The organism is Paenibacillus thalictri, assembly GCF_004307995.1.
Lineage (GTDB): Bacteria > Bacillota > Bacilli > Paenibacillales > NBRC-103111 > Paenibacillus_AF > Paenibacillus_AF thalictri.
The window spans coordinates 11,393-38,343 of record NZ_SIRE01000033.1 but is presented as its reverse complement, the minus strand read 5'-3'; the positions used below and the strand labels follow the sequence as shown (position 1 = coordinate 38,343).

Below are 26,951 nucleotides of genomic sequence, written 5' to 3'. Positions count from 1 at the left end.
TCCTTTATGTGCGTTGAGTTACTTTTGGCGCGTGGGTGGGGATGGGTACGGGACTCGCAACCGGTACACAACCACGCTGAGGGACGTTAGTCAATTACAACTGTCCGTGTGCCTCAGGCTGACGTTTAGCAAGCTGCGCAGATGAACCCGCCCCAGCTGTCCTCGGCGTAAGACGGACTTGGAAGCGGAAGGCCTCCGCCTTCAGCAAATACTGCGGGAGCACGCCGGGGCCGCAGCTGGCACTGCCGAGGCCGTTCTGCGCAAGATCGAGATGCAGATACACCCGGTCGCGCTCCTTCAGTTCATGTGGATGCCGCGCTTTCTCCAGGTCATCGCTCGTATAACGCCTTGCCGTAAAATCGAACTGCGGTGACCCTGCCGCCAGCAGCCCCGCTCCTTGCTCATTCGTCAAAGCGAGCCAGCGCGTATCGGCGCGGTTGCCGTTTTCCTGCGGCACGATGTATTCGGTGAACAGCTCACTCACGGTTTTCCGGTAGACGCCGAACTTTGCCGCCATCTTCGAGTCGGCGTACGCTTCGCCAGGGCCGCGGCCATACCATTCGGCCCGTTCGCAATCGTTGGGCAGCGCCATCCGCAGCCCGATGCGGGGAAACGTCTCCGGAGCGCCGCTGCCGTCGATCGATCCGTCCACCTCGACCATCACGTCCCCATTGGCATAAATCGTGTAAGTATACAACGTGTCGACCGACCATTTCAGAATCGGCGGCGCCACACGTACCCTGCAGGTGACCGTCACGACCGTTCCGCTGCCGTTACGACTCCAGTCCACGCTCATGACGCGGTGCTGCAGCCAATGCAGCCCGCATTTCTTCCATACGACCGTCGCTCTTTGGTCATTGTCGATATAGGTCCTCCAGTCGCCGATCGGCCGCATATCGTTGTCCGTCGGAGCGCGCCACAGATCGAGCCTGGGCCCTTCCTCCAGCAGACGGATGCCGGCATGTCTCCAGTCTGCGATAACGCCGTAAACACAGTCAAACTGAAGCTCAAAATCACTTCCCCGCACCTCCAGCATCACGCCGTTTTTTATCACGGACAACGGAGCAAACGCGGATAGATCAACCGTATGTTGCAGCGTTGAATGATTCGGCAGTTCAAACTGGGCCCACGCAACCTCGAATCCCGATTCGGCCCAAGTTGTATTCGCGGCAAGCAGCAGGCTGACGTTCAACCAGTAATCGGTTGCCGGCTGCAGCCGATCCGGCAGCGCATAGTTGATATGCACAGTGTCCGTACAGCCCGGAGCAATATCGGGCAGCTCGCTTGTGCCCGAGCTTAGCACTTTTCCGTCCGCCATGACATGCCATACAAGACGCAGATGATCCAGGGACAAGAAATCGTATCGATTTGTAAGCTTTACCTGGCCCGCCTGCAAATCCGCCGCTTCGATCACAACCGGCTCCATCGCCTTTTTTAACTCCAGCAGCCCCGCAGACGGTACGCGATCCGGGTTAACGAGACCATCAATGATGAAATTCGAATCGTTCGGGTGGTCGTCAAAATCACCGCCATAAGCGAAAAATGGTTCGCCTTCAGCAGTCCATTGCCGAATGCCTTGATCGACCCATTCCCATACGAAACCGCCTTGCAGCCGCTTATAGGTGTAGAAGACGTCCCAATATTCCTTCAAGCCGCCTGGACCGTTACCCATGGCATGTGCATATTCGCAAACGATGTGGGGCTTGTCGAGATCTTCACGCTGGCCAAGTTCGTGCAGCTGCCAAATCCTGTTGTACATCGTGCTGAATACGTCGGCGGTCGCAGCCTCTCTATCTTCCGCATAGTGGATCAATCGTGTGGGATCGTGTTCCTTGGCCCATCGGTACATCGCTGTGTGATTGCAGCCATAATACGATTCATTGCCAAGCGACCAAAGAATGATCGAGGGATGATTTTTGTCACGTTCGATCATTCGTTCAATCCGGTCCAAATAAGCAGCTTCCCAATCCGGATCATCGCTTAACTGATTGGAATTGTCAGTCCGATGGAAGCCGTGGCACTCCAGATCGGCTTCGTCAATGACGTAAAGGCCGTATTCGTCACACAGGTCGTAGAAGCGCGGATCGTTCGGATAATGCGAAGTACGGACAGCGTTAATATGGTGCTGCTTCATCAGCAGGATATCCTTGCGCATCCAATCAAGCGGTACGGTACGTCCAAGGTCTGGATGATGATCGTGCCGGTTAACCCCCTTGAACTTAATTGGCATCCCATTTACCAACAGTACGCCGCCCTTCAACTCCACACTGCGGAACCCAACACGCGCTGATATGACCTGCGTAGTTTCGCCAATTACACGGATCAATAACTTGTACAAATACGGCTCTTCCGCAGACCATTTCCTAGGATTATCGACAGGAAGCGTAAATACCGCCGAGTGATCCTGTGTCAGTGCATCGCCAGCTATAGTTTCCTCTGCATAACCGTCTGCAACCTGTCCCCCGGACGCATCAAGCAGCTGCAATTCGACTCGCACGGCTTGGCTTGCTGCGATCACACTACGCAAGCTTAAACTGACCTCAAGAGATGCATCGCGATATGCGTTATCCAGCTGTGTACGAACGGAATAATCGTATAAGTGCGTTTGTGGCGCAGCCGTCAAATACACGTCGCGGAAAATACCGCTCAGCCACCACATGTCCTGATCTTCGATATAAGAGCCGTCCGACCACTGCATGACGCGAACGGCAAGGACGTTTGTTCCCTCGTGGACAAGGTCGGTAATATCGAACTGCGAAGGCAGGCGGCTGCCCTTGCTGAAGCCGGCTTCCTGTCCGTTTACCCAGACGAAAAATGCGCTGTCTACCCCTTCAAAATGCAGCGTAATCCGCTGTCCGTTCCAGCCAGCCGGGACTACAAATTCACGGCGGTAGGAGCCCGTCGGATTTTCGGTCGGCACAAGCGGCGGCACAACCGGGAACGGGTAAACGACGTTCGAGTAATGCGGTCGTCCATAGCCGTGCATCTGCCAGCAGGATGGCACAGCAAGATCATCCCAGCCGCTCGCGTCGAAGGCTTCCAGATGGAAAGCGGACGGTGCGTGCGCAGGCGTCGGGGCGTAATTAAATTTCCAATTTCCATTTAACGACCTAAAACAAGGAGACAGTTCCCTTTCATTGCATAAAGCACTTTCGTCGTCACTGAACGGTATGAATGCAGTCCTTGCAGGCAACCGGTTGCGATGCAGCAGCTTGTGATTTTCCCAGTCATTTATCATGTTCAATCCAGCACTCCCATCTAACTTGTACTTTTGTTTTTCCTCGAAAAGGCTTCGATTAAAAGCTTATTTTATAAATCTGCGGTCCTTTATTAAAATGGAGCTGCGGCCATAATAGATGGTATAATGTCTTTAATTAGATACAAGAAAGGAAAAGATGATGGATAGACTACCAGAGAAGATCATTGTCAACAGTTCAAGTTACATTGATTCAAATGTAGGGCTTACGCCATATTATTGGGGCTATCACACATGTCCGGCTGGACATAAATATGGTCCCGCTGCAAGAGATCATTACTTTATCCATTACATCATGAAAGGAAAAGGGATTTTCCAATTAAATAAAGATACGTATTCATTAATGGCAGGTCAGGGTTTTCTGATAAGTCCAAATGATATTTGCTACTATAGAGCCGACGAAGATGATCCTTGGGTCTATACGTTTTGGGGTTTCAACGGCATTGATGCAGCCCAATATTTAAATCGCGCCCAGTTAAATAGTGCCAATCCGATATTTACCCATACGTATGATGACCAATTGGCACAATTAATCGATAAAATGATCCATCTTTCAACGATCATCCAAAGTCGTGATATTATGTTTACCGGCTTGCTGTTCCAGCTTCTCTCCATACTGATTGAAAATTCGTCCGGCGAAATCAAATCTGAACATACCAAGGAGTTGTATGTTAAAAAAGCAATTGACTACATCCACAGAAATTATTCCAACAAAACGAGTATTCACGAAATAGCCAATTTTGTCGGACTGGATAGGAAGTATCTTTCCACGGTTTTCAAAAATATTTCAGGAGTTTCCCCTCAGGAGTATTTAGTCAACTACAGAATAAATAAAGCTTGCGAATTAATGACCAACCCTGCATTGTCCATTGGAGACATTGCACGAAGTATCGGTTACGATGACCCGTTTCTTTTTTCCAAAGTGTTTAAGAAGATCAAGGGTTGTTCGCCAAGGAACTTTAGAAATTCGTTGTAATCATTTCAATATTTCCTCAATTTTCAGCAGCTCTTCCTGGCTGAAATCCAGGTTACTCAGGGCTGCAACGTTGTCTTCAATTTGGCTTGCCTTGCTTGCGCCGATTAGAGCCGAGGTGACGCGTCCCTCTCTAAGCACCCATGCCAGAACCATTTGAGAAAGACTTTGATTGCGCTCTAGTGCAATGTTGTTCAAACGTAAGACCTTAAGCATGATCTCTTCCGTGATCGCGTTGACGTTCAACGACCGGCTGGAACTTGCTGCCCTGGAATCAGCCGGAATTCCGTTGAGGTAACGGTTGGTCAGCAGTCCCTTGGCCAAAGGCGAGAAGGCTATAGAGCCTATGCCTTCCGTCTTCAGTACATCCTGCAGCCCGTTTTCTATCCATCTGTCGAACATATTGTACTTGGGTTGGTGGATCAGACAGGGGGTGCCCAGATCTTTCAAAATAGCGGAAGCCATGCGGGTTTGCTCGACGCTGTAATTGGATAATCCTACGTATAGCGCTTTTCCTTGCCTTACTGCCATATCAAGTGCACGCATCGTTTCTTCCAAGGGTGTCTCCGGATCTGATCTGTGTGAATAGAAAATGTCAACGTACTCAAGGCCCATTCGCTTCAGGCTTTGGTCAAGGCTGGCCAGCATATGTTTCTTTGAGCCCCCGTCTCCGTAGGGGCCGTCCCACATTGGGTTGCCTGCTTTGGTGGATACAATCAATTCATCACGGTAAGCGGCGAAGTCCATTTTCAGTATTCTGCCTAAATTCTCTTCTGCGGATCCTGCGGGAGGGCCGTAGTTGTTGGCTAGATCAAAGTGGGTAATGCCAAGATCGAAAGCTAAGCGCAGCATCTCACGTTGAGTTTCAATTGCATTCACGCCTCCATAATTTTGCCAAAGACCGAGAGAAATAGCAGGCAGCTTGAGGCCTGAATTTCCGCACCTTGTATACTTCATACAGGAATATCGTTCATTTTTTGGCGTATAGCTCATAAAATAACCTCCATCTTTCTCTGTGTACGCCATTATATTGTATAGCACCAGTTCATCGACAAAAATGTTATCATTTCTTTTCTTTTTGTTACATAGTCCGTTCTTCGCACGGGCCGGCTCCAATCCCATGCCCGCTATCCCGGTATTGACTAGGTGAGATGCCATACATTTTCTTGAACATCCGCGTAAAATGGAGTTGCCCCGTATACCCCACCGAATATGCAATCTCCTTTATCGAAAGTGAAGTATCCGTCAGCAGCCCACACGCTTTGCTCAACCGGAGCTCGCCTAAATAATGCTGCGGCGGCATGCCCATGGCAGCTTTAAACAGGCTCGCGAGATATTTCCGGTTCAGCCCCAGCGTTTGCGCCATTTCCTCGATCGTGATGTTTCGGGTGTAGTTGTTTTTCATAAAAGAAATGGCTTGCGCCACGTACACGTCCTTTATGTTGCTGTTCTGCAAGATTGCAGGCTCATTTTCAGATGACTCCAGCACAAGAGCTAAAAAGGCATACAACGCCGAAGTCAACTGCAGCGGCTTGCTGTAATACCGTTGATTCGCGTCAAACAGCCGGTTGAAGCACTGCCGAATTTCCTGCTCCCGATCGCTCGAAATAACCGGATTCTCGGGCGTAAAGCCGGCCTGCCGCAAGTAATCTTTAACGATGCCGCCGCCGAAAGCGACCCATGAAAAATTCCACGGCTCCTCCCCGTCCGCCTGAAAAAAAGAAACGACATACGGCGAAAGCAGAAACACATGTCCCTTGGATAAGTGATACGTTCTGTCAACGGTGCGATAAATGCCTTTGCCGCTATGAATATAAAATATTTTATAGCACTGCTTAATGGCAGGCCCCCAAGATTGACCTGCGATACATTGCTCCGTACCCGTGTAGTAAAATTGGATATCCTGCTGGGACTGAATCGAGTACTGCGCAATTTTATGTTTGGTCAACGTCCGTCTTCCCCCTTCAATGCTGTTGAGAAATATGTCTTTATGCTATATAGTGCTTCCATTTTATCATATCTGTCACCACCGATTTGAACTAGAATGAAATCAACTCAACTCAAATTCATTGTAGAGCGAGGCATACCTTCATGACTCATATCGAACCTTTTCTAAAAAAAGTACGCCGCACCATCGAAGCTCACCGAACCGGTCAGTTGGGAGGCTACCGCCAAAAGCTCTCTGATCCTCTCGCAGCAGATTTGTACGGAACCGCAGATGCCGTCATTTTGCTATACACGCTGGGCGAACTGCCGGAAGCGGGCAGCAGCGAGCATCAACATTTGGTGAAGATTCTGCAAAGCTTTCAAGAGCCCAAGGACGGCTTTTTTAGCGCCGCCAGCCATCATCCCGTCCACCGGACGGCGTACGCCATTGCCGCTTTGGAACTGCTGGACAGTAAACCCTGCCATCCTTTAACGGGCCTTCATACTGTCAAAAGCCGCGCAGGCCTTCATGCCTGGATGGAAAGTCTCGACTGGGCACATCTGCCTTGGAGAGAATCGCACAAAGGCGCAGGCATTTATGCTGCGATGGTGCTGGCCGGCGAGGTTGACCGCGAATGGGAGCAGTGGTATTTCGAATGGCTTGATCAAGAGGCTGATCCGGAAACCGGCCTTTGGAGGAAAGGAGCCATTCACAATGGAGCTCCGCTATTTCATCATTTAGCCAGCTCTTTTCATTATTTGTTCAATCAGAACTACCGCAAGCGTCCTATGCGATACCCGAATCAGTGGATCGATACGTGCCTGGCTATGCACAATGACGGGCAGATCCCACTGAAAGCCGGCGCGTTGGCCTTCGTGGAGCTGGATGTATTGTACACCTTGATAAGTGCCGCTGAACAAACACGGCATCGGGAAAACGAACTGAATTCCATGATACAAGCGATTGGCAGTCATCTCCTAAGCAGCATTACGGCCCTATCTGATGGCCCCGAAGATGCGTTGTTTGAAGATACACATTCGTTGTGCGGCACGGTTTGTGCGCTAGCCCTCGTGCAGTCAGTAATGCCTGAACGGGTCACTGCGGACCGTGTGCTGCGGAAGATTTTAGACCGGCGTCCGTTTATTTAAGTTTTTATAATGTGCAATGAAACAAATAAAATAAAGGAGCTGCAGCTATGGAAAACAATCGTTGGGCCCTCGTCACCGGGGCGGACCGGGGGCTTGGCCTCGCTTTGGCCAAAGGACTGCTGGCGCAAGGTTATCATGTATGGGCAGGACAGTATGCGGAAGAATGTCAAGCCCTGCAGGAGCTGAAGGCGGCCTATGGCAAGCGGCTGCGCCCTATTCGTTTGGACATCAGCGACGCGAAGAGTGTGGCGGAAGCGCTGCATATTGTGACCGCCGAAACGGAGCAGCTTGATTTGCTCATAAATAATGGAGCCATTCTCGGAAACATTACCTCAACCATTCAAGATAAGCTGGATTTTGCAGACATAGAGCAGGTGTTCCGCGTGAACACGCTGGGCGCATTGCGTATGACGAACGGACTGATTGACCTTATTTTAAAGAGCACCGACAAGATCATCGTGAACATTTCATCCGAGGCCGGCAGCATCGGAGCCTGCAAGCGGACAGCCTGGTATGCCTACTGCATGTCCAAGGCTGCGCTCAACATGCAATCCCAGCTGATCCATAACCAGATTTCCCCGCAAGGCGGCAAAGTGCTGGTTGTGTATCCCGGGCATGTGCAGACCTTCATGAAGGGCAAGCTGGATACATCCGCCAAGCTGTCGCCGGAGCAATCCGCACAGCACATTCTCGGCCTCCTCGAGCAGAGGCTCAGCCCCGATTGGCCGGACCAGGCGCTGGCGTTAATCGATTACCAAGGGGAACATTGGCCGTGGTAAGGCTGGACGACAACTTTTCGAAAGGAAACGGATTCTTATGGCAATGATTCATACCTTACTTCTTGGCAATAACGACGATGCTCCGCACCATCCCCTGCGGGTGGTGCAAGAGCGTATTATCGATATTCTCGGGGCGTCCTTTCAAGTGACAGCGCTAGAAGGCACCTCTCACCTGAAGCTGGAGATCCTCCAGCCCTATCGCTTGATCGTTTCCTACCTGGATATCTGGAGAAAGACACCTGCGGCCGAAGAAACGGCCGGACTGCTTCAATTCGTTGCTAGAGGCGGCGGCCTGCTCGCCATCCATAACGGCATCTCCATGCAAGGCAGCCCGGAGTTAAGCCAGCTGATCGGAGCCCGATTCACAGGGCACCCGGCTTACACCACACTCCCTTTCACGATAACGGAGAGCCATCACCCCTTGACGAGGGGAATGGAGCCGTTTGTGATGGACGAAGAACCTTACCGTTTCGAGTTGGACCCGTTCGCGCCGCTCGAACTGCTCTTGACGTACGCTCACGAAGGCAAGGAATGGCCTGCAGCCTGGGTACGCCCGTATGGCTTGGGCCGGGTCGTTTACCTGATGCCTGGCCATCATCCGCCCTCCTTCCAATCGGAGGCCTACGAGAAGTGGATCCGTTCCGCAGCCGGTTGGGCGGCAGGCGCCCGCTCCTCCTGAAACTTGTCATTACATATAGCCCCTTAACGCGATGAAGGCTGCCGATCATACCAGCAGCCTTTCCTTTGGTTTTGATGCAGCTAACCCCATACCCCACTGCCGGGTACGAAACCGGCTGGGCGTACTATTTCTTCACCTTTGCATACCAATCTCTGGCACGCTTCGTGACCTCGTCGCCACCCGATTTGTTCCACTTATCTACGAATTCATCGAATTTGCTGATCGGATACTGTCCAAGAATAATCTTAGTTGCATATTCCACATAAAGCGTACGATTATTAATATCTGCGAATCCTTCGTAGACGCCTGCAGGCATACCGTCACCGGCAATGGTTTTGAAATATTTCTGAGCATCCTGAACATTTCGTATCCCTTGATCTACCGCCCATTTTCGATCCTCCGACGACGCATTTTTGAACAGCTCCATAGTGAAATCGGCAGTAGCTACGTCAAGAAACGGGTTAATGGCGAGGTTCTCTTGCGCACTTTTGTCATCCGGAAGCCTGGAAGGTTTGCCGTCCTTTATGATATGATGCATGCCTTCCACGCCAAGATAAAGCGGATACCAATTCTTTTTGTCGTACATGTTGTTCAGCAGCTTCAGCGTTGCCATAAGCTTCTTCTGGTCCTTGTTATTTTTCACAACCCAGACAGGGGGCTGAATCTTCTTCAAAGTATAGAATCCCTTATACCCTTGAACCTCTGTAATCGGGAGCACGGAGTAATCGCCTTTCACGCCTGTATTTTTATTAATATTTTCTAAACGGTCGAAGACCGACTCTTCCCAATGGAAGTAGCTGCCGACATTGTTGGAATCGATTTTCCCTTCCCACTTCGCCTTCGTGTTCAAAAGCGACTCCTTATCGATTAATCCATCCTTATACAGTTTGGCGATGAATTCCAATGCAGCTCTCATATTCGGAGAAACCGCAGCGTAGGTCAGCTTGCCATCGTACACATCCCAATCCGGCTTGCCTTCGAACATGGCTACACCATACATCGCGAATAAATGATCCATCCAAGCAGCCTGCTCCCGGCCGCCGGTCGGGATCTCATCTTTTTGTCCATTTCCGTTCGGATCCTTATCGCGGAAAGCTTCAAGTACTTTCACGTAGTCATCTTGCGTCTTTGGCATTTGCAGTCCCAGCTTGTCGAGCCAATCCTTACGAATCAAACCCGCTTCCCTGCCATAGTCCAGCACGCCCGGGATATAATAAATTTTCCCTTGTCCGGTAGGATCGTTGGCTTTGACCACGTCCCACACTTCCTTCGGAATGGTCTGCCATACATTTGGCGCGTACTTCGGCAAAAGATCTGTCAAATCGGCGATTGCGCCGTTTTTCGCCAAGCTGTCTTCGATACCCTGCTGTGGTTTGAACAAGTCCGGCATTTCGTTCGCAGCAATCTTCAGATTCAGCTGGTTTAAGTAAGTGGTGCCTCCGTTCCATTCCACATAAGGTTGGATGACGCCGACACCCAGCTTTTCCTTATAAAATTCATACAGTTTGCTGCCTTTGGTAATCGGTTTAAAGCCTGTATTGGTATTCCACACTTCGAGATCAACGATTTCCTCCGTCTTCGGAACCCCGCTCTGCTCTGGAGCAGAAGAAGAAGCGGATTTGTCCGTATTGCTGCTGCAGCCGCTAAAACCTGTAACGGCCAAGACACCTGTTAGTGCCAGTACCCCGAATTTTTTGATAGCCATGCCATGTTTCCCCCTTGAAATTGACATTATAAGTTCCAGGCTCATGAAGCCTTAAAACCGAAATTATCCTTTGACAGAGCCGATCATGGCTCCTTTGACAAAATACTTCTGCAAGAAAGGGTATACCGCAATAATCGGAATGATGGCGAAAATAACCGTCGCCGATTTTAACGTTCGTTCGTTAAAATTAAAGTCAGCCGTTGAAACGGCACCCGGCATAATTAAATTATCATCCGAGATGTACTGGCGTATCTTCATCTGTAACGGGAACCAGTCCGTATTTTGGAGAAATAATAGCGGCGTCTGAAACTGGTTCCAAATAACGACCGCATAGAACAAAGCTAACGTAGCAAGCACTGCCTTGGACAGCGGGAGGACGAATTGAAACAACATTCGAAAATAACCGCAGCCTTCCAGGAGAGCCGCTTCCTCAAGTTCCTTAGAGAACTCCTTGAAGAAGCTTCGCATGATGATCAGATTAAAGGGATTCAGGATATGAGGAACGATCAAGACCAGCGGGTTGTTATAAAGCCCGATACCCCGTACAGTAAGGAAAAAAGGAATGATCGGAGCCTTGAAAATCATGGCGATGACAACGCCGACCATAATCACAGAACCCCAGCGGAACTCCGGCTTCGAAAGCGGATAAGCCAGCAAAGCCGTAATGAGCAGTGCCAAGCCCGTACCTATCACAGTCGAACCTAACGTAAGGAAAAATGACTTCCACAAGTCCGGGCGGTCTATGATATATGTCCAGGAATCCAACGTAAACTTCCTGGGCCATATGGACACCAGATTTTGCACAACGGCACTTTTGGAACTAAAAGAAATCGAGATGACGGACAGCAGCGGCACGATCGCGATAAACGAGAGCAGCAGAAGAAAGATTGTGATGCATGCTCCGAAAGCTTTTTCTCCTCTGGATTCAAACATATCTACCATACCCCCCCGTCCGAAACTTTTTTCGACAACCGATTGAAGACAAACACCAGAATAAAACCGATAACCGACTGGAACAAACCAACCGCCGTAGCAAAACTATATTGCGCCTGCTGAATGCCTGTGCGGAATACGTACGTATCGAGGATATCTCCCACGCTGTACGTCATTGGTGTCAAGAGATTAAACACTTGATCGAAACCGAGGTCCAGGAAGTTGCCAATTTCCAGCAAAAACAGAACCAGTACCGTAGGCAGAAGCAGCGGAAACGTAATATGACGAATTTGTCTGAATCTGGATGCACCGTCCATCATCGCCGATTCATATAACTGCGGGTCGATGGTGCTGATTGCGGCCATATACACGACAGTTCCCCAACCCGCATCCCGCCAGATGGAAGTGAGCACATAGACCGGCCGGAAGTAAGCGCTGTCTTGCATAGCCAAAATCGGATCAGACCCGAACCAGCCCAGAATCACGTTGAACAGCCCGCTTAATGAGAAGATATCAAACACAATGCCGGATACGATAACCCACGATAAAAAATGAGGGATGTAAAGCGCAGTCTGAATGCCTTTCTTCAGTGCAGATTTCCGAATTTCGTTCATCATCAGCGCTAACAGGATCGGGATCGGAAAGACCAGCACGATTTTTAAAAAACCCAGCATCAATGTGTTTCCGAACACGCGGACGAAATCCGGATAATGGATAAGTTTCTCAAAATGCTTGAATCCTACCCAGGGACTATCGATAAACCCTTTGAACACCGAATAATCCTTGAAGGCGATCACCGCGCCCAGCAACGGAATATACTTGAAAATGACGAGAAAAATCAAGCCCGGAATGGCCATCGCATAGAGCGGCCAGTAAACCTTCATTTGGTGAATACTGCCCTTCATCAATCCAATCCCCCCTAGATGTCTAGTTAATGTATTCGCTTACTTATAGTGTATGCTTGGAGAGAGGGTCTCTCAAGAGGACGTATTTAAGTTTCGGCAGGGTCATTTTTAGGATTCCTGCGATATTCGCTAGGTTTGCAACCTGTCAGTTTCTCGAACAATCTAGCAAAGTGCTGCGGGTCGGAATAACCGACCATCTGGCATATCTCATACACCTTTAAATCGGTTTTTTCCAGCAATTCCTTGGACTTGTTGATTCTTGTCTGTGTGAGAAAGGTCAGATAGGTAACCCCTGTCTTTTGCTTAAAGAGCTGGCTTAAATAATAGGGGTTGATAAAAAAACGGGTGGACAGCTCCGTCAGGCTGATTGCATCGGCGTAGTGCTCCGTTACGTAGTCCTTGATCTCGGTGATAACATCCTTTTTCTTCGTAATATGATGTTCCAGCTTAAAAACGATAATCCCCTTAATCATCTGAAGCATCCATGTCTCTATATGCTCCAATGTCCAATACCGCGAGAATCCACCCAGGACAAGAAGATGGCGTCCCCAAAAGTCACTTTGCTGCAGCTGCTCCATTGAAAGTTTTCGCGCACTTGACAAAAGAATGCTCAAGCACTGCAGTTGGAGGTCAACGGGGCTCATCTCGCGCTCCTCCAACCAATGAAAAATCTCGCGGATCGCGCGGGCGCAAGCTGCTTCATCCATATTGTCGAGGCAGGCCTCCAGCTTATTAATCATGCCTTCCGGAACCGCTTGCCGTTTGCCTGACAGCGACATGATATCCGGATATGAAATTACGGCTCCCGGGCCTTTAAGAATCTTGTAACTTAGCGAGTGACGAGCTTCCTCAAAGGAAATGCTGATTTCATTCGACTTTTCTTTCACCGTGCCTAACCCGACTGTCACGGATAATTTGATCTCCTGGAATACGGCTTCTTTCAGACGCTGAATAATTCTAACTAACTCCCCATATTCGATGGCGCTATGATGTGTAACAATGACTGCCACCTGAGCGCCTAGATACCGGAAGCGATAGACGCCTTGATATTGTCCCAGTGTGCGGTCTATAAGACGGAACACAGGATCAAGTCCGCTTTCCATCAAAAAGCCAAGGCTGCTTTCAAATTCTAGCAAAGCGCAAACAACCTGTGTGCGTCCTATCGGAATACGAGCGATCTGAAGCAATTCATCCATATATCCCGTATTGTCGCTGTCACCATCAACGACATCTCGCAAGGCGCTTTCAATGATGCGGCTGTTCACTTCTTGCTTTAACTCATTCACCTCTTGAAGTTTTACTTGTTCCTGCTGAATCACTTCCATGACCTTACAGACGCATTCGCGAAGCTCCTCTTCTTCCACCGGCTTATTGAGGTAAAATTTAACCCCCAGTTGCATTCCTCTACGTGCATACACGAAGTCCGCATACCCGCTCAAAAGAATAAATTTGGCCTGGCAACCATTCTCTTGCACAATCTGGATCATGTCCAGCCCATCTGCCTGAGGCATTCGGATATCCGTAATGACAATATGCGGCTGACATTATTGGATCAGCTTAGCGCCATCCAGGCCATTGTACGCTACACCTACAATCTCGCATTCCGGAATATAGCGGCCTATCATTTTTTGGAGGCCTGCTACAATTCCTTTCTCGTCATCAACCAAAACTACTTTCATCTTAGGCACACCTCCCGTTCCATGCTGTCTAACAACAAGATCTCAGTATTTAGGGATGAGCAACTCGACCGTCGTTCCCTTGTCTTCGCCGGAACGAATCATCAAATAATAGAGGTCCCCGTAATGCAGCTTGACGCGCTCCGCAATATTTTTCAGGCCTAATCCTTCACCTTCCAAGTTGTCCGTCTCCTCCAGCTTATATTTATCCAATGCCGCATCCTCTAGCACTGCACGCAGTTCCTCCTGCTTCTCCTGGGAAATACCGATTCCATCGTCCATAATCCGAATCAAAATTCCGCCATCCGCCGTCCACATCCCTTCAATCACGATATGCATGTTCCCTTCATACCCCTTAAAGCCATGAAGGATGCTGTTCTCCACAATAGGTTGAAAAACAAGAGGAATAATGCTGCACTGCAGCATCTCTTCGGGCATACGGATGTCGAGCAGAAACCGATCGTCAAAGCGTATATTCTGAAGCTGCAAATAATTAATGGTATAATCAATTTCCTGCTTTATCGAATTCTGCCTTCCATCCTTTCCCAAAGTCAGCCGGAACATTCTCGCCAAAATCTTGATCATCCCAGCGATCTCCTCTTCTTCCTTCACCAGCGCCTTCATTCGGATCGATTCTAACGTGTTGTATAACATGTGCGGATTAATCTGGTTCTGAAGCGCAAGGAACTTGGCTTTCCGATGTTTGATTTCTGCAATGTAAACGTCTTCAATCAAAGTTCGAATAACGACAATCATCTTGTTATAGCTGCGAACCAAGCTTCCTATCTCGTCATTGGCCTGAATACTTTCGATCGGCAAATATTGACCCGTTTCTGCCTGCTTCATACTGCGGCGCAGCGCCTTGATGGGCTTGGTGATTCTTAAGCTTAATCCGAAAGAAATCAATAGGGTAATGATAAAACCGATAATAATCAATATAACAGTGACCAGCCTAATCCTTTCGATCTTATGCAGTAATGCTTCGCGGGGAATCTCTGTCTTAATAACCAAATTCCCCAATTGTGTACTCCCTGAAATCACAATTTGGTCATTGTTGCTCACGTCTTTAGTGAAATCATTTCCTTCTGCTAACACCTGCATCCAGGGCACCCGACCACTGGCGGCATCTGAATGATAGACGGTTTCACCGGAAAGCTTACTAATAATCACACTCATGCCGTACTTGTCCCTAGTCAAGACAAACTCGTGGTTTAGCTCCATCAATGTGAACGGATCCAGGTCGATGAGCAGCACCCCTGTGAACGCCCCTTCAGAGCTCAGCAATACCCGGCCTACTGTTACTAGCGCACCCTTCCCTTTATCCTCATAATATGAACGATCATGTAACCCTGTAATAAAAAAAGTATCCTCCGAGCTGCGTACCTGCTTGTACCATGCTTGTGACAACAAGGCGCTCTCACTTACCGTGCTGCTTGTATTCGTATATTGATAGACGCTATTATCGCGGCTAATCAGTATGACATTATTGATCTCCGGTTTAAGCAAAGCAACCCGCATCAGCACCCGTTGAACAGATAACTTCTGAAGTATGTACTCATCCATCGACACATCATGCTCTTCCCCAAGCTTGGAAATCAGCTCATTATCCACGAGTATGGACTTGGTTACTTTGTCATATTCCTTCATGAATTCATTTAACGAATTCTCAATCTGGGATGTGTACAACGCCGCGAACTCCTGCGAAGAATCCTCCAAACCTGCTGCCGATTGACTGTAAATGATACTGCTCACCACCAGCAACGGAAACGCACATGCAATGAGGTAACCTGCCATAAATTTGCTTTGGAGCTTCATGTTTTTTAACTTTGTCATTGCGTTTCGGAGAAATTTGCTGCACCCCATGTAAAACCTTCCTCTTCTAACATCTTTACTTATCATTATACATGCCTTGATGCATCGATGTTACCGAAGTATCTTAAGTGGTGAACGTATGCGTTCACATGCTACTATACTTAAAGGAAGTTAATAAAACAAAAGGTCATTTTTAAGTTTTTTCAAGGGCAATGTTGGGGATTTTTAATAAGTCATTGATTAAGAAGGAGGTACTCGAGGCAATAACGGAAGTAACCCGCGGACTGAAGATCAAGGACGATACATTTTACGGATGAATGAGAAAGTTTGGAGGAGAGGAGAGCCGGAAATCGTTGCAGCACCAGCCAAGCTAGTGCTGCAAACGCAAGCGATAAGGCAGGCTCACGGCCCCAGCGGTCCGCCGGAAAGGTGCTGCATATTCCGACCGCGACAGCCAGATCGCCTCTCATGATTACCGGTAGCAGTTCAAGCTTTATTCCGTGCGGAAACCGAGAAACCCGCCGCATGGCTGCCCTCAATGATTCGTTTGTCCGGGACATTCGTGATGGCATCCCCGCAGATGCTCAATTCTGCTAATGCAACATTCGTTACCGTATTTGTGCTGCTTGAGCCGGAGATCGTGATCGGATGAACCGCTGCTTTCTCGAATAAAGCGCCGTCTATATATACATTTGTTATGGGTGCGGTTTTCGCTTCTATTTCTACAGGAATACTTTTACCCATGGAAGTAAATACGTAGCCTTCCACTCTTGTATTTACAAAATGGATATCACTCATCAGCTGCGTCCCCGCAGTCGCTTCTACCACTATTCCACGCCGCGCCTGAACGACGTCGTTATTTTCAAACCATACATCATACATAGGGCTCCATGACTGTAAGCCCGCTTTCAGGCCCGCACAAGACGAAAATACAATATTGTTTTTGAAACGCACATTATACATGGCAAAGTCATTGATTGTGGATTTCGCACATAAGGCATCGTCTACGGTCATGACAAAGTTTTTTTCCGCGACGGCATTTCTTGTTCCACATAGATCGATACCGTCATTCATGATTTTGTACTGATCCGCATTTTTATGATTGATTATCTTGACGTGTCTTACCGTAAATCCATCGCCGCCTTGAATCCCGTTAATTGTCCACGTTGTTGAGTCCTTTATGATGATGCCCTCGATCGTTACCTGATTGGAGAAGTTGCCTACAATGACGTTTCTTCTATATCCGAGATAAGTTGCTGACGCACGGTCTGTATCCATGATCGCGATACCGCTCGCGTCCAGCACGCCACGCCCCAATATGTTGGAATTGGGCGCGTGGTCGATCCTTATCATCGGTTCAATAAATATTTTCCCCTCGCTGCTGGTCGTATGCTCATATAGGGTTCTGTCGGGATTTGACTTTATGACCGCCCCACCCTGCAGGTACAAGGTGACATTGCTCTTGATGTAAAGAATATCCTTTACTTTATATACACCTTCGGGCACATAAACTGTCCCTCCTCCTGCGGCGGATGCATCATCAATCGCCTGTTGGATAATGCTGGTCACATCGCTTGTCCACGTGTTGTCCGCATAATAAGGATCGCTGGTTATATTATAAATACCTGCGCCGGAGGACCGCGGAGCATTGCTTTCCAAAGGGTCAGCCAGAACTACCAGCTTCTCCAAGCTATTAATCTGAATAACCAAATAAGCTGGTTTCTCGGCGTTATTGTCGATTGAGAAAGTCAGTTCATTCCCGTTTACAGTCCCGGTGATTTCCATACTGTGAGGGCTTATATCAAAGCTTGTAATTGGCTGGCTTGCCGTGACCGTTAGTACAGATGTGCCCGAGTAAGAGAAATGAGCATAATGATAGTCCAAAAAATGCTCGACAAAGACGTTGGTGTCGTCTGCATGTAAATTGAAAACCAAGCTTGTTGTCGTATAAGCCGGTTTCGTATAAGTAATTACGATTGCAACACATCTCCTTTCTAAATGTAAATTTACTATACCGCATAAATTCATTTAGAAATATGTACTGGTTCCGTTTCTTTTATGTCATATCTTCGTTTTTGAAAGCGTTATAGCGGTGGTGTGACGATTTCCACCTGCGGCGGATGAAGGTAGTCCTGATATTTGTTAGCGACTCTGCTTGCTTGGGTATCCCCTTCATGGAAATATACCCGATATCGATACCTTACGGTTTCCTTTGGCTTGATTAATTTGCCGCCGTTAAAGTAGAAATTGTTGGCTGCAAGCAAGCCGCCGTTGCGAATATGCCAATAGGTCGGAAATTGTTCATTGTCCGGATGGTCAAATGCGGCAATACCAAGCGTATGTCCTCCCACCTCACCGAAGTAATCACACCATTCCGCCCGTTTCCCCCAACATTCAGGTTCGTTGACAGACCCGTATGAGTTCACAATAACGCCGCCGTTATTTACATTCATAGATTCGGCCACACGGATGCCAAGCGGTCCCGCTTCTTTGGTAGCGCCAAATTCAACCTGGCCGTAACTTGCAGTAAACGTCACATCCAAATCGATGATTCGTTCGCCCGCCGGCGTGTTGTATAAAGTGATTGTACGGACCTCATCGATTTGCGGTTTTCTATTAAAGCTCGTCCATACATTGTGCGCTGTAATGACACCGCATACGGGCCCGTCAATCACTTCAGCAAATTTTTGATGAAGCTGTCTGCCGTACCGCTCCGCCGGTTCATTCCACATGTCAATTCCGTTCACATCGCCGATAGCCAGCCAAAGCGAGCGATGATGCTTATGTTCCGTAGTTTCGAAATCGAGCCGGGTATAACTATCGCCATAAGGGCCGATCATGGGGCCAAGGTATGGCTTGGCAAAGGAAGAATCATAGACATAAGAGGTAAAATAACTGCCCCCGATCAACACATCCACTTTCTGCGAATGTTCATGGATAAATTCCACGCCGGAAACCGCGGCCTTTGGCCGGGCCGCTTCGGATTCGATCTTATACGTACGGCTTTCGCCTTTGGCCAGATGCTCGACTACAAAATGAAAATGAACATCATCGCCGGCCGCTCTTACTTGTACCGGGGTAACGCCGCCTTGCTCATCCTTCATAACGAATGAATTCAAAGCAGCACCTTGCAGCAACACATTGTGTTTATCCAGTTGGAACGCAACAGGACAATAATCGCGGTCATGATGACCCGCGTGTAATTTTATCTGAAAAGATACCGACATCTTTTTTCACCTTCTTCTTAGGATAGAGAAGCCCACAAGGTTCTTACATAATCCAATGATCGTTTGCTGTTAACGGAAAAATCATCAGATCGGCACTCCGCAGAGATTCGTCCCTCGTACCCCGATTTATGGAGCTCTTGAAAAAAGGCGCGGAAATCCATCCCGTCCGGCGCAGGAAGCCCCGGAAATACTCTACCGCGATCTGCAATGTGGACATGTGTGAGAAGTCCGGAGGCAACAGCATCTGAAAGCACACTTAAGTTTTCTTGTTCTTCGAGCATATGATACGAATCGGCCAACACGGAAATATAAGGCAAACGCAGTTCCTTCGCAAGCTCCAAAGCCTCGGCTACTGTGTTAATCACATTGCTTTCCTTGCGGTTTAACGGCTCTATGACAACATGAATACTGTATTGAGCCGCATAATGACTGCACATTTGCAGAAAAGCGGAAACCTGCCGCACAGCTTCAGACTTTGAGAAACCTTCAGGGAACGAACGGGCACCGCCGCTCCCGAAAACAATGGTTGTTGCTCCGATTGCCTTCACTCTAGCGAAGGCAATCTTTAAATAATTTTCGATGGCATCTTTATTTACGTCTGGACCGGTCAGCTTGATCGTACGAGGAATAAAGCTGTTTAACACCGGGACGTCGATACCGGATGCTTGTATCATGTGCACCCAATTTGGAAAGTCGTCTTCCGGCACACCCATCAACGTTCCAACGGTCAACTCTGCGAAATCATAGTTATGTTCTAACAGCAGCGCCAAGTTGTCTTTCAACCGATGAAACGGGTCGTTGCTGATGGAGTTATCGTCTCCAGCCTGAAGTACAAAAGAAGCGCCCTGCAAACAACATCCGAATTTTACCATTGGGTTAACTCCTTGCCGCTGTGTTGGATTGGACCAGCGGAAGAAACACTTCTTTGCCTGTCCGTGCGGATTCGTAAATCGCAAGAATAATTTCAACCGCCGCGTAACCTTCTTTTCCTTGAATCATAGGCGGACGATTTTCCCCTACTGCCAAAATCATGTCCTGTATTTGCCCGGCATGGCCGGTTGTGGAAATTGCCGCAGGGTCCGCTCCGCCGCTCTTCTTCTCTTGTTTCCCAAATTCACTTAGCACCCGAGCTTCTTCTGTTCTTTCCGTGTCATCCGCAAGCTTGTATGTTTCGATATTTGCATTGCTGGCATAAACGGTTCCTGTGGTGCCATGCACCTGTACAAGAACCTCAAGTCCCGGATATGCGCAGGTTGTGCCAATAAAGGTGCCGATCGCGCCGTTTTCGAATTGGATGACCGCTACTGCGGTGTCTTCTGTCTCGATGTTGTGATTGTAAGCTCCGGCTTTGGCAAAAACACTCTTGACAGGTCCCAGCATCCACTGCATCAAGTCGATGGTATGTACGGATTGATTCATGATGGCCCCGCCGCCATCCATCGCCCACGTTCCTCTCCATCCCCCGTTTTTGGCATAATATTCGTCGTTTCGAAACCATTTCACATGAAAATTGGCCGTGATTAGCTTGCCAAGTCTGCCGCTATCAATCGTTTCTTTTATTTTTTTGTTGCCGGGGCTCAAACGGTTCTGGAAAACACAACCTACATATTTGCCTGCTTTTTCAGCAGCGGCTAAAATGTCGTTGATCTTATCCAGTTGGATTTCAAGAGGTTTTTCCACTAACACATGTTTGCCTGCCGCAAGCGCCATAATGGCATGGTCGCGGTGCATGCCGCTTGGTGTACATACACTCACGACATCGATGTCCGGCCGGGTTAACAGCAGTTCATAACTGGTGTAACGGTTCTCCGGCGAAATGTTGCATTCATCACCTACACGGTTGAGAAGCTCTTCGTCAAGGTCACAAATAGCAACAAATCCGCATCCCTTCGCTTTCACGGCACTCCGAACATGTGATTTGCCGACACCCAAGCCAACTACCGCATATCCTACTTCTTGATTCGTCATTTTGTTTTCCCTCTTTCGATTGGTTTATTTCTCGACAACAGTGTCGTACCATTCCTTCGTAGTCACGATATTCATCTTGTTGTCCGCAAAATACTTTTTCATCCATTCATCCACTTTATCCCCACCCGATTTTTTCCACAAATCCTGGGCTTCTTTAAGGGATTGTTCTGTCGTGTACGTGCCTCCGCTTACGATGGCCTTGTTCCAGAGATCTTGAACCGCCTTCATCGCATTGGTTTGGATCGTGAGCAGATCCGGCGGCAGCGCGGGGGAGTTGTTGTTGTCAATGAGGTAAGCCATTGGACGTTCCGGTGTTACATACTCCTTCTTAGCCGTATTGTAAAGATCCAGGAAAATCTTTTGCATCGGGTCGCCCGTATCCAATGGTCCTGCCACCGTCCCGCATGTTCCTTCTGCAAATTTGGAATGGAGAACCCAATATCCTTGGGTATAGCCAACTTCTTTGGCGGACTTATCCTTGTCAATAGGCGTTGGGCAGCCGCTAGGCCCCTTTTTCCAGTGCACGCCTTCAAGACCATACTTCAATGTCGTTGAATTGGCCGGATTGAGCACCCAATCGAGGTATTTCATAATGGCATCAGGATTTTTCGCACTACGGTTAATTACTCCGTTTACGGCAAAAGGCGAAGTCGCTTCCGGGCTGAAATGACCAAATTGGGTGCCTGGCATAGGAAGAATCGCGACCTCTCCGTCCGGATTGTTTTTCTTAAAGTCCTGGTAAGACGATAATCTGAACGTAGCGCTCCAAATGCCTAATTTGCCTTTCATCCAATCCTGCTCGGCTTTTTTCCCGTTAGCGTCGACTAAATAGTCCTTATCCGTAACGCCGGCGTCAAACAATTTCTTCTTGTAATCAGCTGCCGCTTTCGCCCGCTGCCAATCATGCGTCAACTCGCCATTTTCCAATACCCAGTCGACATTCTGAAACATCGTATCGATCATGCTGCCAAAACTGCTGAGCGCAACACCATATGTATCTTTCTTACCGTTGCCGTCCGGGTCCTGTTCGGCAAACGCCTTGGCGACGTTAAACAAATCCTCGGGTGTTTTGGGCATGTCCAAATGAAGTTTTTTTAGCCAATCCGCCCGGATATACATAGCAACATTGACATCGGTTCCGTTCACCTTGCCGATTTTATATATTTTCCCGTCACTCTGTTTCCCCAATTTCGCCAACGTCGGATATTTTTGCAAAATGCCTTGGTAATAAGGGCTGTCTTTTTTAATAAGATCATCCAGAGGCAACAGCTGGTTTTGTGTGTAAAAGCTGTTTAGTAAATTTTTATCGTAGTCAATGATCAGATCCGGCGCATTTCCGGAGGCAAACAAAACATTCAATTTTTGAGCGGATTCCGTTCGCGGAATCGAGACAAACTTCACATGCACCGGCGCATTCTGATTGATCCAATCCACCCACCGGTTTTTCTCCATCGTTCCTTCTTCTTGAGGCACGTTACCGTAATCAAAAGCCATAACGGTAATTTCGGGTTTCTTGTTTTCGTCGGCTTTGCTGCCGCCTTCTTGCGATTGGTTATTCGAGCAAGCGCTCAAAAGCAGGGCTGCCGCCGTTCCTGCCGCTACACACATAATAAGAGGTTTTCTCAACCGTTTCATCCTTAACCGCCTCCAAAGGATCTATTGACCGCCTATCCTTTAATCGAGCCAATCATGCTGCCTTTCACGAAATACTTTTGTAAAAACGGGTATACGCACAACATCGGCACAATCAACACGACGATCGCGGCTGACTTGATCGATTCGGGTGTCATTCGCTGCACCTGGTCGGGATCAAGCTGCCCTATTTCCTGAAGGATCGTTTGGCTTTTGATCATATTTTGCACGAGTACCGTCATATTGAACTTGCTGCTGTCGTTGATGTAAATCAAGACGTTGGAGAACATATTCCAGAACCCGACGGAGTAAAAAAGCGTCAGCGTTGCCAGGATCGGGAATGACAAAGGAAGTATAATTTGCAGCAGCGTTCTTGTCTCCGAGCATCCGTCGATTCGCGACGCCTCAAGCAGTTCCTCGGGAATGTTCTCAAAAAAAGTCCGCATCAGCAGCATATTATAGGCGCTGACAAGACCCGGAAGCCATAATGCGCCATACGTATTGACAAGTCCTAAAGATTTGACAAGTAAGTAGGTCGGAATCAAACCGCCCCCGAACAGCATCGTAAATACGATCGCCAGCGTAAAAAATCGACGCCCGTAAAAGTAGCTGCGGGATAGCGGATACGCCGCCATAATCGTAAATGTCATGCATAATATAACGCCGACGGTTGTGATCACAATATTGTTGCGGAAAGCCTGCAGGATGTTAGTGCCGACGAATAACTTTTGATAGGAGTCCCATTGCAAGCCGATCGGATAAAGCGAAACCCGGCCAGCGGCAATCGAACTCGAATCGCTCAGTGAGACAGCGACGATATTCAGCAGCGGCAGCACACAGCTCAAGCCGGCCAATGCCAAGATGATGTAGTTGATAAAATAAAATACTCTCTCCCCGAAGGTCGCCTTCATTTCTCATCACTTCCTTAGATCTGTTGTAGAGATAACAGGCAACCGCTACCACAATCCTTGCTTAAACTTACGGGCGATTTGGTTGGAAGCGATAACAAGAACCAATCCGACCAATGATTCAAACAACCCCATTGCCGCTGTCATGCTGAACTGTCCCCCTTGCAAGCCCGCCCGATAAATAAAGGTGCTGATAACTTCGGAAATATGGGCCACTACGCTGTTCTGAAGCAAATAAATTTGATCGAATCCCACTTCCATGACATTGCCCATCGCAAGAATTAACAGAAGAATGATCGTTGGCCGCATGCCTGGGAGCGTGATATGCCAAATTTGTCTTAACTTGCTGGCTCCGTCCATACCTGCGGATTCGTACAGACTCGGGTCAATCGTTGTGATGGCTGCGAGGTAAACAATGGCGGAAAAACCGACTTCCTTCCAAATCCCCGAACCCAAAAAAATAGCAACCCACGAAAACCCGTTGTACAAGAACGGATAGGCTTCCCCGCCTCCCCGTTGTATCAAATGATTAATGATGCCGCTTTCGCGGGAAAAAACCGTAATGACAATGCCGGCTACGATAATCCAGTTAAAAAAATGCGGTAAGTAAACCAAGGTTTGCACGACATTCTTGAACCATTTTCTTCTCACCTCATTCAGCAAGATGGCAAGTAAAATCGGAAAAGGAAAACCGACTACAATTTTCAGTACGCTGAGCAGAAGCGTATTTCGAATCGTGTTTACCATCTGCGGATTACTGAAAAGCAGCCGAAAATTATCCAATCCCACCCAAGGACTGCCCATAATGCCATCCGAAAAATTATACTGCTTAAAAGCAATGACCGCCCCCAACATCGGTACATATTTAAAAACAATAAAATAGACGATTACCGGAAAAAACATGATCATAAGCGGAACATTTTTTCTAAAGAGGATTCTCCGCTTAAGAGTCCTCCTTGGATCCAAACCGATAGCTTTCACGGGTACGGGTTGGTCATTCATCGTTTCCACTGTCCTCCTCTCTCTGAACCGGGTAGATTAGGTGACGCCTTCACGTTTAACACATTAGTTGATCCGCGTAACGACAGTCAATAAACATGATTCCGCCCATACACCTCGAACCTTTATACACCAATTTCGGCGATACACAATTACGAATTGAACTGCTGTCTAAACTCTTTACGATAATCGCCCGGCGTCATTCCAACCATTTTTTTAAATACCCGAATAAACGAAAACGTATGGACATACCCCGCCTTTAATGCGATGTCCTGTACAGGCATGTCGGTTTCCGCCAACCATGTCTTTGCGTTTTCCACCCGGATCTTGGTCAGATAGTCGCTGAATTTTTCTCCAAAGGCTTCCTTGAATAATTGGCTAACATATTTCGAACTGATCTGAAAAACATCGCCAAGATGTGCAAGGGATAAATCCGGATCGTTGAAATGATGTTCAACGTAATCTTTCACATCCTGAATCAATTGACGATTATCGCGATGGTCCCGTTGCCCGTCGATCCGATGTAATGCGTCGGAAAAAATGTTCAGACAGCCCGCTCGTAAATCGTCTGACGTCTCGAACTGACTCAACAGATCATTCAATCGGGGTAAAGCGTCTTTGGTCCAAATTTCCTTAATGTCGAGGGGAAAATCGGATATTTCCCTGAAAATATGGAACATCATATAATTCATCAAGCTGACGATATCGTCTCTTGTGTAAATCTCAGAGCCAAGATCATCAAACAGCTTATTCATCTTCATCAGCCAGTCCTCTTCCCCTAACCGGAACGATTGAGTGAGGGAACGGATGATTTGCACATGCTTTGAGGTTTCGCTGCCGGGCGACCTTGCCCAAACCTGTTCCAGCTCAATTACCCTGTTGCCCCCAAGCGAAGACTTGTATTTCAGTGCTTCCGACGCTTCCTCATAAGACTGCTGGATGTCGTTGATTTGGAATGCCGCATTGCCGACACCAACGGTCACCGTGAAATCCAGATTTTGTTCGACCCATTTCCGCACATTTTCGCATAGTTCCGCTGCTCTTATATCATTTTTGGATGTCCACTGGTACAAGGCTACAAGATGATGGCCCGATATCCATTCCGTCCAAACGACCAAATGATGCTGATCGGCGATTTCTTTGATCACGCTGCCGAGCACGAACTTGAGCAGATGCTGGTCTTTGCTTGGATATCGTTCGTTAAACGCCGCATATTGGTCCATTTCGAATACGGCCAAACTCCATTGCTCCGCATACTCCGGCAAACCCAGCGCTCTCATCTGGGTCCCCCATTCTTCGCTGTTGAAATCGGCGTCATGCAGCAGCTCATAGAAAACATATTTTCTGCGATAATGTTGAGTTTCTTCGTGCTGCTTCCGAACCTCATTTGACTGCTCGATCAGTTTGTCCAAAGCCGAGCTAATAAAATTAAATTCATCGTTTGCTTTTTCGCCGATCAATTCAACGCTTTTTTGCAAAGAATAACGTTGAATATGCCCCATAATCCTTTCGATCGGCTTATAGTTTCGGCGTGTGATCAATACGATCCATACGGCACCGGAACATACGGCTATTAACATGAATACGATCCAAATATAGGAAAAAACAGAGAACACATTGTACACAATGTTGCTTCCAATTCCGCTTCGAAACTCCCAGCCCGTATAATCCGACTTTATGCCGGGCAGTCCCTTCTCTTCGGTTGGAGTATGCTGGACCTCCGTATTTCGCACATCCGTTCCAAATAGCAACTTTCCATCCTTATCAACAACATGGATTAAATCGGTATTCGATTTATAAATGTCATCAAGCGACTTCTCTATCAAGTCGATGCCAACGTTAACTACAACAAATCCGTCGCTGCCGGACTGCAAAGGGACTTTTCGAACGAGGGTTACGACAGAACTCGACTTTTGATCGAAAAACTCGTAGTAGCTTCGTAAGACCGACCAGTTCTGAGGAACATCCTTATCTTGAAGCAGCTTAATAATAAATTCCCGGTCCCCGAATTCTTCAACCGGCATCAACGCATTCCTGCTCATGACCGCGTGGTCGGATAATCGCACGAAATAAATCGAATGAATCATCGGGTTTGTACCTATTAAACTTTGGATTTTCTCGGCGGCTTGACTGTTTACTACATAACGATTCATATCCGATGTCGGATAAAAAAACTGCGTTATACTTTTATCCGTCAAAATACTTTTGATCACCGTGTTATCGATATCTTTGAGCGAGTGCTCGATCGTTTGTTTTACATAAGACAAAAATAACCGATTGGCTGTTTCCGCTTCTTTTTGCGAAAAATCTTTCATGGCTAAAAACGAGATAAAAATGACTACAAATACGATGACAAGAAAAATGGGCAAATAAGATAAAAGCAAACGGTAAAACCATTTTTTCATTGGAACCTCCCGTAATCGT

21 protein-coding genes are annotated in these 26,951 nt (G+C 47.9%); 4 read left to right on the top strand and 17 right to left on the bottom strand.

Features of this window, described 5'->3' with window-relative positions:
• Positions 1-94: 94 nt before the first annotated feature.
• Complete coding sequence (gene lacZ, locus EYB31_RS33830; protein ID WP_131018057.1) at positions 95-3,238, bottom strand: beta-galactosidase, LacZ type; 3,144 nt, start codon at positions 3,236-3,238, stop codon at positions 95-97.
• A 157-nt stretch (positions 3,239-3,395) separates the two neighbouring features.
• Here lacZ and EYB31_RS33825 point away from each other — a divergent pair, with 157 nt between their 5' ends.
• Positions 3,396-4,232, top strand: coding sequence for an AraC family transcriptional regulator (locus EYB31_RS33825; protein ID WP_131018005.1), 837 nt, complete (start codon positions 3,396-3,398; stop codon positions 4,230-4,232).
• Here the strand turns inward: EYB31_RS33825 and mgrA are convergent, their stop codons facing one another.
• Together mgrA and EYB31_RS33815 are read right to left on the bottom strand one after the other, a co-directional pair.
• The gene (mgrA, locus tag EYB31_RS33820; protein ID WP_131018004.1) at positions 4,233-5,222 is read right to left on the bottom strand and encodes an L-glyceraldehyde 3-phosphate reductase; all 990 of its coding nucleotides are present in this window, start codon (positions 5,220-5,222) and stop codon (positions 4,233-4,235) included.
• Between the two features lie 88 nt (positions 5,223-5,310).
• A complete protein-coding gene (locus EYB31_RS33815; RefSeq protein ID WP_131018003.1) occupies positions 5,311-6,177 on the bottom strand; it encodes a helix-turn-helix domain-containing protein in 867 nt (288 codons plus the stop codon).
• 143 nt (positions 6,178-6,320) lie between these two features.
• On the opposite strand from EYB31_RS33815, the gene EYB31_RS33810 reads away from it, so the two are divergent.
• From EYB31_RS33810 to EYB31_RS33800, 3 genes are read left to right on the top strand one after another with little or no spacing between them, the layout of a single operon-like run.
• Positions 6,321-7,304: a hypothetical protein gene (locus EYB31_RS33810; RefSeq protein ID WP_131018002.1), complete on the top strand. Its 984-nt coding sequence runs from the start codon at positions 6,321-6,323 to the stop codon at positions 7,302-7,304.
• 47 nt (positions 7,305-7,351) lie between these two features.
• Complete coding sequence (locus EYB31_RS33805; protein ID WP_131018001.1) at positions 7,352-8,083, top strand: SDR family NAD(P)-dependent oxidoreductase; 732 nt, start codon at positions 7,352-7,354, stop codon at positions 8,081-8,083.
• Positions 8,084-8,120: 37 nt separating this feature from the next.
• Complete coding sequence (locus tag EYB31_RS33800; RefSeq protein WP_131018000.1) at positions 8,121-8,762, top strand: ThuA domain-containing protein; 642 nt, start codon at positions 8,121-8,123, stop codon at positions 8,760-8,762.
• A 124-nt stretch (positions 8,763-8,886) separates the two neighbouring features.
• On the opposite strand, the gene EYB31_RS33795 is transcribed toward EYB31_RS33800, so the two are convergent.
• From EYB31_RS33795 to EYB31_RS33735, 14 genes are all read right to left on the bottom strand, one after another.
• Positions 8,887-10,467 (bottom strand): type 2 periplasmic-binding domain-containing protein, encoded by a 1,581-nt coding sequence (locus tag EYB31_RS33795; RefSeq protein WP_131017999.1) that lies wholly within the window; start codon positions 10,465-10,467, stop codon positions 8,887-8,889.
• 63 nt (positions 10,468-10,530) lie between these two features.
• Positions 10,531-11,400: a carbohydrate ABC transporter permease gene (locus EYB31_RS33790; protein ID WP_131017998.1), complete on the bottom strand. Its 870-nt coding sequence runs from the start codon at positions 11,398-11,400 to the stop codon at positions 10,531-10,533.
• 2 nt (positions 11,401-11,402) lie between these two features.
• Positions 11,403-12,305 carry an ABC transporter permease gene (locus tag EYB31_RS33785; RefSeq protein ID WP_131017997.1) on the bottom strand — a complete coding sequence of 301 codons (903 nt, stop codon included), beginning with the start codon at positions 12,303-12,305 and terminating at the stop codon, positions 11,403-11,405.
• An 86-nt stretch (positions 12,306-12,391) separates the two neighbouring features.
• Positions 12,392-13,837 (bottom strand): response regulator transcription factor, encoded by a 1,446-nt coding sequence (locus EYB31_RS33780; protein WP_338120007.1) that lies wholly within the window; start codon positions 13,835-13,837, stop codon positions 12,392-12,394.
• 12 nt (positions 13,838-13,849) lie between these two features.
• Positions 13,850-13,984, bottom strand: coding sequence for a hypothetical protein (locus EYB31_RS41340; RefSeq protein WP_276322121.1), 135 nt, complete (start codon positions 13,982-13,984; stop codon positions 13,850-13,852).
• Between the two features lie 42 nt (positions 13,985-14,026).
• Positions 14,027-15,814, bottom strand: a complete 1,788-nt coding sequence (locus EYB31_RS33775; protein ID WP_240763146.1) for a sensor histidine kinase — start codon at positions 15,812-15,814, stop codon at positions 14,027-14,029.
• Positions 15,815-16,279: 465 nt separating this feature from the next.
• Complete coding sequence (locus tag EYB31_RS33770; RefSeq protein WP_131017995.1) at positions 16,280-17,821, bottom strand: glycoside hydrolase family protein; 1,542 nt, start codon at positions 17,819-17,821, stop codon at positions 16,280-16,282.
• 56 nt (positions 17,822-17,877) lie between these two features.
• On the bottom strand, positions 17,878-18,897 hold the full coding sequence (locus tag EYB31_RS33765) for a DUF6807 domain-containing protein (RefSeq protein ID WP_165452755.1): 1,020 nt from the start codon (positions 18,895-18,897) through the stop codon (positions 17,878-17,880).
• Between the two features lie 140 nt (positions 18,898-19,037).
• Positions 19,038-19,802 (bottom strand): sugar phosphate isomerase/epimerase family protein, encoded by a 765-nt coding sequence (locus tag EYB31_RS33760; protein WP_165452754.1) that lies wholly within the window; start codon positions 19,800-19,802, stop codon positions 19,038-19,040.
• 94 nt (positions 19,803-19,896) lie between these two features.
• Positions 19,897-20,988 (bottom strand): Gfo/Idh/MocA family protein, encoded by a 1,092-nt coding sequence (locus EYB31_RS33755; RefSeq protein WP_131017992.1) that lies wholly within the window; start codon positions 20,986-20,988, stop codon positions 19,897-19,899.
• Positions 20,989-21,012: 24 nt separating this feature from the next.
• Entirely contained in the window at positions 21,013-22,623 is a 1,611-nt protein-coding gene (locus EYB31_RS33750; RefSeq protein WP_131017991.1) for an extracellular solute-binding protein, read from the bottom strand.
• Between the two features lie 32 nt (positions 22,624-22,655).
• Positions 22,656-23,531, bottom strand: a complete 876-nt coding sequence (locus EYB31_RS33745) for a carbohydrate ABC transporter permease (RefSeq protein ID WP_131017990.1) — start codon at positions 23,529-23,531, stop codon at positions 22,656-22,658.
• A gap of 45 nt (positions 23,532-23,576) precedes the next feature.
• Positions 23,577-24,437 carry an ABC transporter permease gene (locus EYB31_RS33740; RefSeq protein WP_240763145.1) on the bottom strand — a complete coding sequence of 287 codons (861 nt, stop codon included), beginning with the start codon at positions 24,435-24,437 and terminating at the stop codon, positions 23,577-23,579.
• Between the two features lie 242 nt (positions 24,438-24,679).
• A complete protein-coding gene (locus EYB31_RS33735; RefSeq protein WP_131017988.1) occupies positions 24,680-26,932 on the bottom strand; it encodes a helix-turn-helix domain-containing protein in 2,253 nt (750 codons plus the stop codon).
• Positions 26,933-26,951 lie beyond the last annotated feature (19 nt).

What these genes read in the sequence shown, in the direction of transcription:
- lacZ (WP_131018057.1), bottom strand. Translation starts at nt 3,238, where the DNA reads ATGATAAATGACTGGGAAAATCACAAGCTGCTGCATCGCAACCGGTTG.
- EYB31_RS33825 (WP_131018005.1), top strand. Translation starts at nt 3,396, where the DNA reads ATGATGGATAGACTACCAGAGAAGATCATTGTCAACAGTTCAAGTTAC.
- mgrA (WP_131018004.1), bottom strand. Translation starts at nt 5,222, where the DNA reads ATGAGCTATACGCCAAAAAATGAACGATATTCCTGTATGAAGTATACA.
- EYB31_RS33810 (WP_131018002.1), top strand. Translation starts at nt 6,321, where the DNA reads ATGACTCATATCGAACCTTTTCTAAAAAAAGTACGCCGCACCATCGAA.
- EYB31_RS33805 (WP_131018001.1), top strand. Translation starts at nt 7,352, where the DNA reads ATGGAAAACAATCGTTGGGCCCTCGTCACCGGGGCGGACCGGGGGCTT.
- EYB31_RS33800 (WP_131018000.1), top strand. Translation starts at nt 8,121, where the DNA reads ATGGCAATGATTCATACCTTACTTCTTGGCAATAACGACGATGCTCCG.
- EYB31_RS33795 (WP_131017999.1), bottom strand. Translation starts at nt 10,467, where the DNA reads ATGGCTATCAAAAAATTCGGGGTACTGGCACTAACAGGTGTCTTGGCC.
- EYB31_RS33790 (WP_131017998.1), bottom strand. Translation starts at nt 11,400, where the DNA reads ATGTTTGAATCCAGAGGAGAAAAAGCTTTCGGAGCATGCATCACAATC.
- EYB31_RS33785 (WP_131017997.1), bottom strand. Translation starts at nt 12,305, where the DNA reads ATGAAGGGCAGTATTCACCAAATGAAGGTTTACTGGCCGCTCTATGCG.
- EYB31_RS41340 (WP_276322121.1), bottom strand. Translation starts at nt 13,984, where the DNA reads ATGAAAGTAGTTTTGGTTGATGACGAGAAAGGAATTGTAGCAGGCCTC.
- EYB31_RS33775 (WP_240763146.1), bottom strand. Translation starts at nt 15,814, where the DNA reads ATGACAAAGTTAAAAAACATGAAGCTCCAAAGCAAATTTATGGCAGGT.
- EYB31_RS33770 (WP_131017995.1), bottom strand. Translation starts at nt 17,821, where the DNA reads ATGAATTTATGCGGTATAGTAAATTTACATTTAGAAAGGAGATGTGTT.
- EYB31_RS33765 (WP_165452755.1), bottom strand. Translation starts at nt 18,897, where the DNA reads ATGAAGGATGAGCAAGGCGGCGTTACCCCGGTACAAGTAAGAGCGGCC.
- EYB31_RS33755 (WP_131017992.1), bottom strand. Translation starts at nt 20,988, where the DNA reads ATGACGAATCAAGAAGTAGGATATGCGGTAGTTGGCTTGGGTGTCGGC.
- EYB31_RS33750 (WP_131017991.1), bottom strand. Translation starts at nt 22,623, where the DNA reads ATGAAACGGTTGAGAAAACCTCTTATTATGTGTGTAGCGGCAGGAACG.
- EYB31_RS33745 (WP_131017990.1), bottom strand. Translation starts at nt 23,531, where the DNA reads ATGAAGGCGACCTTCGGGGAGAGAGTATTTTATTTTATCAACTACATC.
- EYB31_RS33740 (WP_240763145.1), bottom strand. Translation starts at nt 24,437, where the DNA reads ATGATCATGTTTTTTCCGGTAATCGTCTATTTTATTGTTTTTAAATAT.
- EYB31_RS33735 (WP_131017988.1), bottom strand. Translation starts at nt 26,932, where the DNA reads ATGAAAAAATGGTTTTACCGTTTGCTTTTATCTTATTTGCCCATTTTT.